Genomic DNA, 11,881 nt, shown 5'->3' with positions numbered 1-11,881 from the left:
GCATTTAATTACTTTCTATAACAGCACCATCTTCACGGTATAAATCCACCTCCTTGTCCAATAATAAGGCAAGTACGGTCATGTGATCGTCCAAAACATGGTCTGGAATATCTATATAAGTAATCCCTGGATAGTGGCTCCAATATACTTTACCAACTACTTTATGGGACAGTTTTGTTCCATTGCCCACCACCCAAATACGGTTGATCTTGTTTTTAAGTCCGCGAACCACAACTTCACCATTTGGATTGCCCTTAACAAAAAGATAGAGGGTTTTCCTATCTTTTGATAAGGTTGTGGGTCCATAAAAATGCTCTTTGGGAATGCCAGCCCTTGATCCATATATGGCCTCTTTATGCTTAGCGGTCCAGTCACCCAACTCGTTCAGGATGTTCACCTGTTCCTTTGGAATGGTCCCGTCTGCTTTTGGACCTATATCCAATAGCAAGTTTCCGCCATTGGAAATAACATCGGAGAAAATTCCAATAATTTGATCCGGAGTTTTGTAATCATGGTCGTTTTTCTGAAAGCCCCATGAATTATTCATGGTCATGCACAACTCCCAATATTTGTCTTTTGGTCTAGTAATGGGCATTCCTTGTTCGGGTGTAGCATAATCACCATTTCCCTGTAATCGGGAATTCAAAATTGTATTGGGATTTTTCCCAAACAGCATATTTCTCACTTTAGGCACTTCCCATTCTTCAGAACTATGCTCCCAATCTCCATCAAACCAATAAAGATCCGGATCATATAGGTTTGCTAGCTCTTTTAATTGTCCTTGGTAGTATTTTAAAAAGGTACTCCATCGTTTTGGGTCCTCCTTAATTTGATACCTAAGAGAATCCCTCAAAAAATTAGTGTAATCGCCATAGGACCAATCTGGAAGGGAGTAATAAATCCCAACCTTTAGGTTATTCTTACGAAGTGCTTTTACAAATGGACTCAACACATCTTTTTTGGCAGCTGAACTCTTAACTGCGTTGAAATCCCCATACTTAGAGTTCCATAACGCAAATCCATCATGGTGTTTTGAGGTGATCACCGAATATTTAGCCCCGCTTTTTTTAATAAGCTCTGCCCAAGCCTGAGGGTCATAGTTTTTAGCGGTGAACCCTTTGGTTTGTTTCAAATAGTCGTCATGTGAAATATAACCGTTGTAGAACGACCAAGATTCATCAATACCATTTACAGCATATAGACCCCAATGGATAAAGATGCCCAGTTTGGCATCTTGAAACCATTGCATTTTTTCATCTGACGTGGTTTTTGCCTCACTCTCTTGAGACCAGGACAATATAGTTCCGCAAAGAAGAAAGCAAATAAAAAGTATACGTTTTATCATTGGTTTTAAAATTATTCAGAAATCTTGTTTACAATCTCATTGCCTTCTATCTTAAAGGTCCAAGCATGGTTCTCGTCCAGTTCTTCCAAAACTGTTGAAGGAACACTAATTTTTACTCCTTTTTCTGAGGTATAAGTCCATTCCAATGGAATGGAAGAGCCTAAAAGCACAATATCGGAACCCTCTTGGGCTTGTACATGCTCAATTATTATTTCCGTTTTGGGTTTGGTAAGAGAGATGGCATAATATACATTCTGTCCTTTCGACTTTGTAAAAAGTATATCATTTCCTTGTCTATAGGTCCCCTTCAGTTTTTCTGTACCATAAATGGCCTCACCATTTCTGCTCAACCATTCCCCTACAGCTTGCAAACGTTCAACGCTGGGTGCAGGAATAATCCCTTCTGCTGTGGGGCCTACGTTTAAAAGATAGTTTCCACCTTTTGCGGTAACATCGATTAAGTTATGAATAAGTGTTTGTGCCGATTTCCAATTGTGATCGTTTTTCTTAAATCCCCATGTGTCGTTCATGGTCATACACGATTCCCAGTCCAAGGTTGACGAACCCTCCAAAATTTCCTGCTCCGGTGTGCCAAAATCACCTGCATAATCAGCATCTGCCTTATTCATACCCTGCATTCCTTGCCTTCCCTTATCAACCCTGTTATTAATCAAAATACTGGGTTTTAATGATCTAACGTATTGATAAAGCTCCTTACCATTATCGTGGGTGAACTCTTCTATCCATTCTCCATCGAACCACATAATTTCCACATCATAATTTTCAATGAGTTCTTTCATTTGTGGTTTTAGGTAGTTCTCCAGATATAAAGGAAAATTGGGGTTTCCACCTGGTTCAGAAGCATTGTTGTATTCTGGATAATTAATGGATTGTGCATCCGGATGGTGCCAATCCATAATAGAGTGGTAAACTCCGAATTTTATGCCCTGCTTTTTACAAGCATCTGACAGCGCTTTTAAAATATCCTTTTTGTATGGTGAAAAATCAATGATATCATAATCGGAAACCTTAGAGTTCCATAAACAGAAACCATCGTGATGTTTGGAAGTGATAACTACATATTTCATTCCTGCTTCCTTCATAATTCTTGCCCATTCATCTGCATCAAATTGCTGAGGATCGAACTGTTTTGAAAAAACTTCATATTCGGCAATCGGTATTTGGGCGTTGTTCATGATCCATTCTCCAATACCATCAACAGGTTTTCCATTGTAGGTTCCTGCAGGAATTGCGTAAGGTCCCCAATGGATAAACATTCCAAAGCGGGCATTTCGCCACCATTCCATACGCTCATCAAAATCTGTTTTGGACTCTTCCAAATAGTTGACAGCAATTGGTTCCGACACAACAACTGGTTTCTTTTTTTCCGATTTACAGGAACATACAAGAATTAAAAGAGCAAGCGTTTTTCCAATAGTATAAATTATGCGATTGTTCATCTTTTACAATTTGTTTAGGCCTGCATCAAGAAATATGGTTTTCTCTTTGGGCAATGCTATTTTTTTCTTTGAATTTTTATATACCAAAATACAGTCTGTTTGCTCTGCGGCCTTTAATCCTACCTTATGAAGGGTTCCATCTTTCCAAACCAAATCCACTTCAATGTTTCCTCTTGCCTTAAGCCCTGTAATAGACCCATTTTGCCATTTAGGGGGCAACGCTGGCAACAGTCTTAAAAATCCTTCGTGGGACTGAATCAGTAATTCCGCCACTCCCGCGGTATAACCAAAATTTCCATCTATTTGAAAGGGCGGGTGCATATCAAACAGGTTATCTGCCAATGATATTTGCAAGAATTTGTCAATGTTTTGTTGTGCCGAAGCCCCATCCAATAAACGACCATTCATATTGATCATCCAAGCTCGACTCCAACCTGTGCCAGCACCTCCGTGTTCCAGGCGGTAATCTATTGTTTTCTGTGCAGCAGCAAATGCCTTTGGATCACTTTCAACAATATCATCCCCTGGATGCAGCGCATATAGGTGAGACATATGACGATGACCTTTTTCCGGCTCGTCATAGGGTTCATTCCATTCCAAAATACGTCCATCCTCTCCAATAAGTACACCTGGATGTAAACGCCTTCTTTTTTCCCTCACTTCTTTTACAAGTGGATCTTGGATTTCCAAAATTTTTGAAGCTTCCAAAAAGTTATCAAATACCTCGCCTATTATTTGATGCCCCATTGCACTTCCATAGGAAACAGCTGCAGATTTTCCGTTGGGTGCGATATATGAATTTTCTGGTGATGTTTCAGGAGCTGACACCCATTTTTTGCTCTTCTTATCCCATAACAACCAATCCAAATAGAAAGATGCCAAGTCTTTAAGCACAGGGTAAGCCCGTTCTTTTAGGAAAACAGCATCTTTAGTAAATTGATAATGTTCCCAATAATGTTGTGCACACCAGCCCCCTCCATGAATCCATGAGCCCCAATACGCTCTTTCTGCCCTCATAAAGGGTGTGGCCCAAAGGTCAGTGGTATGATGGGCCATTGATCCCCGGTTAATACCGTATTGTACTTTGGCTGTAGTTTTGCCTCTTTCCAACACCCGGTCAATCAAATCGAAAAAAGGTTGGTGCAATTCGCTTAGATTGGTGACCTCTGCCGGCCAATAATTCATCTGTAAATTGATGTTCAAGTGATAATCCGCATTCCAGGGAGCCTCAATATGGTCGTTCCAAAGTCCCTGTAGATTGGCAGGGTTGGTATTTTGGCGTGAACAGGCAATTAAAAGATATCTTCCAAATTGAAAAAGAGTAGCTGCCAGTGCATTATCATTTTCTCCTTTTTTAATACGCTTCAATCGCTGATTGGTAGGTATTTTGTCCAATTCATGGCTTCCCAAATCAAAAGAGACCCTTCCATAAAGGTTTTGGTAATCCGCTATATGTTCAGACAAAAGCGATTTGAAGGGCTTTTCTAGAATTTTGGACAAGGTTTCATCGTTCTTTTTCACATAGTTTTCACCATGATAAAAAGAGGTGTTGGCAACAATAAAAAGAAGTGCTTTTTTCACGCCCTTCAACACTATTTTACCATCTTTGGCCAGAACCGTCCCTGAATCATTGATTACTTTCAATCGCGTTTCAAAACGTACACCATGATCTATTGGAAGTGATTTTGAGAATCTTTTTCCTCCATTTTGGGTTACCATACCCTTCATACTGATCTCGCTAGGGATTGGGCTGGATGTTGTGACAGTAGATTGGTCGTGGTCTTTAGGCCGATCCAATCTCAATGCAAGGTTCAATCCATCCTTGGACGTTGTGGCCAGTTCAATGACCAAAACATCATCTGGATGGGACGCGAATACCCTTTGGGTATACTGGGCATTGTTCAGCGTATATGATGTAGTTACCAGTGCTTTGTTAAGGTCAAGTTCTCGCCGATAATTGGAAATGTCGCCCTCGCCTTCAAAATCAATATATAGATCTCCCATGGTTTGATGGGAACGGAGAATAGTTTTATTTGAGAATTTTTCAACAATAAGGCTATCGACAAGATTTGTTTTTCCTTCTTCCAACAGTTGTCGCAATAGGGCAAGATCAGCGCTGTTTCCCTGACTGCTTTCCCAATCGGGACCACCGGCCCACATGGAATCTTCGTTCAGTTGAATTCTTTCATTGTGAGGGTCACCAAATACCATAGCTCCCAAACGACCATTCCCAACGGGCAAGGCTTGCATCCACTCTTGAGCTGGTTCTGAGTACCAAAGTACATTTTGTTCACCTTGGGCCCGAACAGACACATTACAGCATATGAGTATCGTCAAACACGCTATTAGAGTTCGTATGTTCTTATTTTTCTTGACTATTTGAATGAGATTTTCCATCTTATAAATTATAGAATTCTTGTGCATTCAGACCCATAATTCGGTTTTGAACCTCTTCCGAAAACTGTTTTAAATATTCATTCAGAATAGATAATACCCTTGAGTACGGAGCGGAAAGCAAACAAACGGGCCAATCGGATCCAAACATGATTTTATCTGTAGCGAAAGATTTGAAGACCACATCGAGATACGGATGAAAATCCCTATTGTCAAAGGCATTCCAGCTAGTTTCGGTTACCATGCCTGATACTTTGCAATAAACATTCTTGGATGAACCAAGCTCTTGGATGCGACGCTGCCACTCACCATCAATATTTCCATCGATAACAGGTTTTGCAATGTGATCAAGTACAAAACGTTGTTTAGGAAACATTTTGACCAATTCAACGGCAGCTGTGAGTTGTTTTGGGTATATTAAAATGTCATAGGTAAACCCATGGGCCTCAAGTTTTGAAATTCCTCGCAAAAAACTTGGCCTAAGCATAAAATGGTCATCGGCCTCATCTTGTACAATATGTCGTAACCCTTTTAATTTTGGATATTTTGAATAGCTCTCCAGTATCTGTTCAATATCTTCCGAGCACAGATCCAACCAACCTACTACACCTAAAATAAAAGGATTTTCTTTTGCACATTGCAGCAAGAAGTCGGTTTCTTTTTCAGATTGGTCCGCCTGAACGGCTACACAGCCATCCATCTGGCTATCTTTAAGTATTGGAGCTAAATCTGAAGGTAAAAAGTCTTTTTTGATAACCTCCATTTGCGAATTTATCCAAGCATGGGTAACCGGATCATAATTCCAAAAATGCTGGTGGCTATCGATTCTCATATCATTCAAATGCTATTATGTGTTGTTTTGAGGTTCCAAGTCCATCTATGCCCAGTTCCACTACATCTCCCGGGTTAAGATATTTAGGAGGGTTCAATCCCAATCCCACGCCAAAAGGTGTGCCTGTGGAAACAATATCTCCTGGCAACAGCGTCATGAACTGACTGATATAGCTCACCAATTTTGGAATATCGAACACAAAGTCGGAGGTATTGCTATTTTGCATCATCTCCCCGTTCAATTTTAACCATAGATCAAGGTTATGGGGATCTTTTACTTCATCTTTTGTTACCAAATATGGGCCCAGAGGAGCAAATGTGTCACAGCTCTTCCCTTTTACCCACTGCCCTTCGCGTTCCAGTTGGTATTCCCGTTCGCTATAGTCGTTGTGCAATACATAGCCAGCAACATGATCCATTGCATTTTCCTCATCCACATAAGATGCTTTTTTACCAATAACAAAGGCCAGTTCTACTTCCCAATCGGTTTTTTGGCTTCCCTTTGGAATGATCACATCGTCATTTGGCCCAACAATAGCTGAAGTGGCCTTGAAAAACAATACCGGTTCTTTAGGCACATCCATCCCACTTTCAGCAGCATGTTGTGCGTAATTGAGTCCAACGCAAACAATTTTGGAAGGTCTTTTTAATGGCGAACCCAATCTAATATCCTCTTTTACAATAGGACATTCATCTCCATTTTTATCCAGCCATGCTTCAAGTTGTGCTAGACCTTCACCTCCAAAAAAATCTTCATCGTAGTCATTAACAAAACCGCTCACATCCAGTCTGGTTTTATCTGCAAGCTCAACACCTGGTTTTTCATTATCCTTAGCACCAAATCGTATGAGTTTCATATGATATTATTTTATTTTGATTACAAAGGCAGGGGTGCCCGCCAATTTACTTATTGCTGATTCAGGAATTTCAAATTGCAACTGATTCCCATCTTGACGCCATTTTACACTGCCTCTTGCACCTACAATAGAAGCCCGTTGTCCTCTCCTAAGTTTTAAACCATTAAATTCCACACTTTTGGGGAGTACTTTTTCTTCCTCTCCCATCAAATAAATCAGGTAGATGGTTCCATCAGGTTTGGATGTAACACATACATTATTGTCTTTATAAGGTGCCATGGCTTCCGTGCTATAAATGGCCTCGTTATTCACATCCATCCAATTTCCAATACCTTCCAGCAGTTCATAAGCTCCTTGATCCCACTCCCCTTCAGGGCTGGGAGCAACATTCAGCAGTAGGTTTCCGCCTTTTGCCACAATATCCACCAAAGTATGAACGGCCTGCTTAGTGCTCATATAATTGGCATTGAAGGAATAGGACCACCCCCCGCCTGCAATAATACAGGATTCCCATGGGTATGGAAGGGGTTTTTCTGGCACTCTGTTTTCCGGAGTTAGGTAATTTTGGTTCTTTCCATGTACTGCCCTATCAACCACGATAAGTCCGGGCTGTTTTTTTCGGGCCTCAACTACCAAATCATCCATACGGATATCTTGATTTACAATTCTATGTTTCAAGTATCCATTCTCATTGTTCTTGAGTTGACCGTCATACCAACTGGTAATTTGGGATTTGGGTGTTTTGGCTACCCAGCCACCATCCAACCAAAGAATATCAACCTTACCATAATCTGTCAGCAATTCCAAAATTTGGTTATGGGTGAATTCCACATAATCGTTCCACATTTCCGGATTGGCCTCTGGTTCATAGTTCACATTTCTATCTCTTGGCGGATAGTAGGGATTCCAATAATTGGGATGGTTCCAATCTGGTTTCGAAAAATAAGCTCCTGCCCAAAGTCCCTCTTGTCTAAAAGCATTAAAAATCTCCTTGGTGACATTGGCCTTTGGATTTGTACTAAAGGGGGTCTTACTATCCGTAATCTTATAATCCGTGTATTTTGAGTCAAACATACTAAACCCGTCATGGTGCTTTGTGGTAAAGACCACGTACTTCATCCCCGCATTTTTAGCGGCCTTCGCCCATTTTTCAGGATTGAATTTAACCGGGTTAAAAGTTGTTTGAAGGTTTTCATATTCCTTCTTGTACGCAAAGTAATTTTCGGGATTAGAGCCTTTTTTACGCTCGCACCAGCCATATTCCTCAGGACATAGGGACCACGATTCAACAATTCCCCATTGGCTATAGGCACCCCAATGCATAAGAAGTCCAAACTTAAGATCTTGCCATTCGTCAAGCTTTTTCAATACCAACGGGTCCGTTTCCGGCACATAGCGTTCATCTTCATAGACAGCTTGCCCCATTGCATGTGCCGCGAATATCAAAAAAAACAAAATTGCGAGACTTATGATTTTTGATTTGGATGTATTGCTTTTCATTGCGCTATTTATTTTCTTCTTAACCATTTAGTTTTATAAACCCTCCATCAATTGGAAAATCTGTCCCTGTGATGAAGGATGCTTCGTCAGAACATAGGTAAAGTGCCAAAGCGGCCACTTCATCCGGTTTGGCCATGCGGCCAATGGGTTGGGTTTTTGATAGTTTTTCAAACATTTCCTTTTCCTGGCCCGGATAATTTTTAGCTATAAAATTGTCCACAAAAGGGGTATGTACCCTTGCAGGTGAAATGCTATTGCAGCGAATACCATAATCCAAATAATCTTTTGCAATGGAGTATGTCATTGTCAATACCGCTCCTTTTGTCATGGAGTAGGCAAATCTATCTGAAATACCAACCGTGGAAGCTATAGATGCCATATTTAAAATAATCCCTGCTCCCTGTTCTTTCATTTTTGGAATACAGGCGTAAATACAATTATAGACTCCCTTAATATTTACTTGGTAAAGTTTGTCCAAATCACTTTCAGTAGTAGCTTCAATATTACCTACATGTGCAATTCCCGCATTATTGATTAATACGTCTACTGGACTTTTGGATGTAATTTTGGCAACGATTTCCTTAATCTGGTTTTGATCGGAAACATCACATTGGTGTACTTGGGCCCAGCCCCCATTTTGCAGAATTTCATCAACCACTTCTTGGGTTTTTTTGGCTTGAAAATCCAAAATATGGACATTGGCTCCGGAAGAGGCAAACTTTTTGGAAAGCGCCTCGCCTATTCCACTACCCCCACCTGTGATGATTACTGTTTTGTCCTTATAGTTATATGATGCCATTTATTTAAGGGTGATTTCTATTATGGTGTCTATGGAATCCAATCCTTCCTCTGGGATTTGAATCAACAGACCTTTTTTACTCTTTTTATAGTTTAGAGCTATTTGATCTTTGTAAAATCTCACTCCTTTTACTTTTTTGTCAAAATCTTTTAAAAATACCTCTGTCTGGCTTTCATCTAAAAGATGTAAGAACACTTTTTCACCTTTTTGGGTAGAAGCCATTTTCTCCGAAGGAGGAATAGGCCCACGTGTGGTTCCATATATTGTTTCCCCATTTGCGCGCATCCATTCACCAACTTCCTTTAAAGATTCTTTATGTTCTTCTTGAATCTTTCCATTAGGCATAGGGCCCACATTCAATAAAAGATTACTTCCGTAACCAGCAGCTTTGACAACATACTGAACCAACTCTTTCTTAGATTTATGCTTTCTATCCTGCAGATTAAAACCCCACGAACCATTGATGGTTTCACAAACTTCAAAAGGCAGGTTGCCAACATCAGAAGCATCGGTACCCCAACCTGTAGTGTTCTTTCCTGGCAAATCCCTTTCAAACATTTGAAAGTCCTCTCCTTCAATAGGAGCTAAATGATGGTTATTACCAATTAAACATTGTGGCTGTAGGTCATGAATCAATTTGTAGATTTCATCATAATGCCAATCTACATTTAATTTACCATATTTTTTACCATCCCACTCTTTCTGGTCCCAATGGCCATCAAACCAAATACCAGCTATTTCACCATAATTGGTCAACAGTTCCGTAAGTTGAGCTTTCATAAAAGCAATATACTTATCCCATTCGCCTGTTTTTGATCTTCCAGGTATTTCCGCACCTGTTCTTCCCCTTGGAAAATAGTTATCATCGTGCCAATCCAACAACGAATAGTAAAAAAACAATTTTATCCCTTCCTCCCTGCATGCTTCGGCCAAATCTTTCAAGACATCTTTTCCATATGGTGTGCCGTCAACAATATCATATGCTGTGGCTTTGGTATCAAACATGGAAAAACCATCATGATGCCTACTTGTAATGGTAATGTATTTCATTCCGGCGTCTTTCGCCATTTTCACCCACTCTTTGGCATCATACCCAATTGGATTAAAGAAAGTAGGGAGTTTTTCATAAGCTTTTACAGGAATATTTTGAGTATGCATAACCCATTCCCCATCACCCAAAATACTATAAACGCCCCAATGAACAAACATTCCAAACTTTGCATCCTGAAACCATTTTCTAGCTTCAAGATTTGATTGTGACGGAGTATAATTCCCCTGCCCTTGACCAAAGGTCGTAGCGCCAGAAAGCAATAAAACTATTAGAAATTTAAGGTGGGCATTCATGACAGCTCCGGTTTTAATTGCTTTTGCCAAACCTCCCCTTCAGGGAAGGTGTACCGTTCCATTGAAGCGGTTTTCATTTCAATACTGTATCCCGGTAAACTTGGTGGCATATAAGCACCATCTTTGATGACAACCGGGTCAATGAAATGTTCATGCAAGTGATCAACGTATTCAATGATTCGGTCTTCCATAGTACCACTTATACAGATGAAATCGACCATTGAAAGATGCTGAACGTATTCACAGAGCCCTACCCCTCCTGCATGCGGGCAAACAGGTATCTCAAATTTTGCGGCCATTAGCAAAATGGCCAGAATTTCATTGACACCACCTACCCTACAACTATCAATCTGACAAACCTCCAAGGCTTTTGCCTGCATCAACTGCTTAAAAATAACTCGGTTTTGACAGTGTTCTCCTGTTGCAACTTTTATTGGAGCCACAGCTTCCGCAATTTTAGCATGTCCTAAAATATCATCTGGACTTGTGGGCTCTTCAATCCACCATGGGTTAAATTTTTTCAATTGAGCCATATTTTGGATTGCTTCATGGACATCCCATTTTTGATTGGCATCCATCATCAACTTAAGGTCATCGCCAATTTCTTCCCTAATAATAGCAGCTCTGCGCATATCATCTGCCAAATCTGAACCCACTTTCATCTTCAAGTGTTTAAATCCTTCGGATTTGGCCTCTTGACATAAACGCCTCATTTTTTCATCGGAATAGCCAAGCCAACCAGCAGATGTTGTATAGGCCGGGTATCCATTTTGAATAAGGTACTCGATGCGTTCTTTTTTACTAGCCTCTCGTTTTTTCAATAGTTGCAATGCCTCATCTGGGGTAATCACATCTGTGATATAGGTGAAATCAACACATGAAACGAGCTGCTCTGGTGTCATCTCCGCCAAAAGCCTCCAAAGTGGCTTGCCTTCCACCTTTGCATACAAATCCCAAACAGCATTCACCAACGCCCCTGTAGCTAAGTGAATAACCCCTTTCTCTGGCCCAAGCCAGCGTAATTGGCTATCTCCCGTTATCATTTTCCAAAAACCGGACATGTCTTTAATAAAGCTGTCAAGAGTTTTTCCCACTAAAAGGTGAGACATGGATTTTATAGCACTGGCACATATTTCGTTACCCCTTCCTATTGTAAAGGTAAGACCATGACCTTCAAGGTTTTCCGGATGGTCTGTTTTTAATATTACATAGGCAGCTGAATAATCTGGATCAGGATTCATGGCATCCGAACCATCTAGGGATTGACTTGTTGGAAAGCGAATATCCTTTACTTCTAAATCAAGAATGGTCAACATATGATATATGACTAAAATGTTGGTTAGAAAATCAA

At 40.4% G+C, this 11,881-nt stretch carries 9 protein-coding genes; all 9 read right to left on the bottom strand.

Annotated elements, in window-relative coordinates; genetic code table 11:
- Positions 1 to 4: 4 nt before the first annotated feature.
- The 9 genes from ACOQO1_RS17610 to ACOQO1_RS17570 all read right to left on the bottom strand — a co-directional run bounded on the left by ACOQO1_RS17610 (position 5) and on the right by ACOQO1_RS17570 (position 11,846).
- Positions 5 to 1,345, bottom strand: a complete 1,341-nt coding sequence (locus ACOQO1_RS17610; protein ID WP_420604190.1) for an alpha-L-fucosidase — start codon at positions 1,343 to 1,345, stop codon at positions 5 to 7.
- Positions 1,346 to 1,356: 11 nt separating this feature from the next.
- Positions 1,357 to 2,805 (bottom strand): alpha-L-fucosidase, encoded by a 1,449-nt coding sequence (locus ACOQO1_RS17605; protein WP_420604189.1) that lies wholly within the window; start codon positions 2,803 to 2,805, stop codon positions 1,357 to 1,359.
- A 3-nt stretch (positions 2,806 to 2,808) separates the two neighbouring features.
- The gene (locus ACOQO1_RS17600) at positions 2,809 to 5,142 is read right to left on the bottom strand and encodes a glycosyl hydrolase family 95 catalytic domain-containing protein (RefSeq protein WP_420604188.1); all 2,334 of its coding nucleotides are present in this window, start codon (positions 5,140 to 5,142) and stop codon (positions 2,809 to 2,811) included.
- 61 nt (positions 5,143 to 5,203) lie between these two features.
- The gene (locus ACOQO1_RS17595) at positions 5,204 to 6,031 is read right to left on the bottom strand and encodes an amidohydrolase family protein (protein WP_420604187.1); all 828 of its coding nucleotides are present in this window, start codon (positions 6,029 to 6,031) and stop codon (positions 5,204 to 5,206) included.
- 1 nt (position 6,032) lies between these two features.
- Complete coding sequence (locus tag ACOQO1_RS17590) at positions 6,033 to 6,887, bottom strand: fumarylacetoacetate hydrolase family protein (protein ID WP_420604186.1); 855 nt, start codon at positions 6,885 to 6,887, stop codon at positions 6,033 to 6,035.
- A 6-nt stretch (positions 6,888 to 6,893) separates the two neighbouring features.
- On the bottom strand, positions 6,894 to 8,387 hold the full coding sequence (locus tag ACOQO1_RS17585) for an alpha-L-fucosidase (RefSeq protein WP_420604185.1): 1,494 nt from the start codon (positions 8,385 to 8,387) through the stop codon (positions 6,894 to 6,896).
- A gap of 19 nt (positions 8,388 to 8,406) precedes the next feature.
- Positions 8,407 to 9,186, bottom strand: coding sequence for an SDR family NAD(P)-dependent oxidoreductase (locus ACOQO1_RS17580; protein ID WP_420604184.1), 780 nt, complete (start codon positions 9,184 to 9,186; stop codon positions 8,407 to 8,409).
- On the bottom strand, positions 9,187 to 10,530 hold the full coding sequence (locus ACOQO1_RS17575; RefSeq protein WP_420604183.1) for an alpha-L-fucosidase: 1,344 nt from the start codon (positions 10,528 to 10,530) through the stop codon (positions 9,187 to 9,189).
- Positions 10,527 to 11,846 carry an L-fuconate dehydratase gene (locus ACOQO1_RS17570; RefSeq protein WP_420604182.1) on the bottom strand — a complete coding sequence of 440 codons (1,320 nt, stop codon included), beginning with the start codon at positions 11,844 to 11,846 and terminating at the stop codon, positions 10,527 to 10,529. Before ACOQO1_RS17570 ends, ACOQO1_RS17575 begins: the two co-directional genes overlap by 4 nt.
- Between the last annotated feature and the right edge of the window lie 35 nt (positions 11,847 to 11,881).

Source organism: Flagellimonas sp., assembly GCF_965222555.1.
In the GTDB taxonomy this organism is placed as follows: domain Bacteria; phylum Bacteroidota; class Bacteroidia; order Flavobacteriales; family Flavobacteriaceae; genus Flagellimonas.
Note: the sequence above shows the minus strand (reverse complement) of the source record. Positions and strands in the feature narration are given on the sequence as shown.

Bases quoted from the DNA above. Each gene is read 5' to 3' on its own strand.
- ACOQO1_RS17575 (WP_420604183.1), bottom strand. From the start codon at position 10,530: ATGAATGCCCACCTTAAATTTCTAATAGTTTTATTGCTTTCTGGCGCT.
- ACOQO1_RS17595 (WP_420604187.1), bottom strand. From the start codon at position 6,031: ATGAGAATCGATAGCCACCAGCATTTTTGGAATTATGATCCGGTTACC.
- ACOQO1_RS17570 (WP_420604182.1), bottom strand. From the start codon at position 11,846: ATGTTGACCATTCTTGATTTAGAAGTAAAGGATATTCGCTTTCCAACA.
- ACOQO1_RS17610 (WP_420604190.1), bottom strand. From the start codon at position 1,345: ATGATAAAACGTATACTTTTTATTTGCTTTCTTCTTTGCGGAACTATA.
- ACOQO1_RS17580 (WP_420604184.1), bottom strand. From the start codon at position 9,186: ATGGCATCATATAACTATAAGGACAAAACAGTAATCATCACAGGTGGG.
- ACOQO1_RS17585 (WP_420604185.1), bottom strand. From the start codon at position 8,387: ATGAAAAGCAATACATCCAAATCAAAAATCATAAGTCTCGCAATTTTG.
- ACOQO1_RS17590 (WP_420604186.1), bottom strand. From the start codon at position 6,887: ATGAAACTCATACGATTTGGTGCTAAGGATAATGAAAAACCAGGTGTT.
- ACOQO1_RS17605 (WP_420604189.1), bottom strand. From the start codon at position 2,805: ATGAACAATCGCATAATTTATACTATTGGAAAAACGCTTGCTCTTTTA.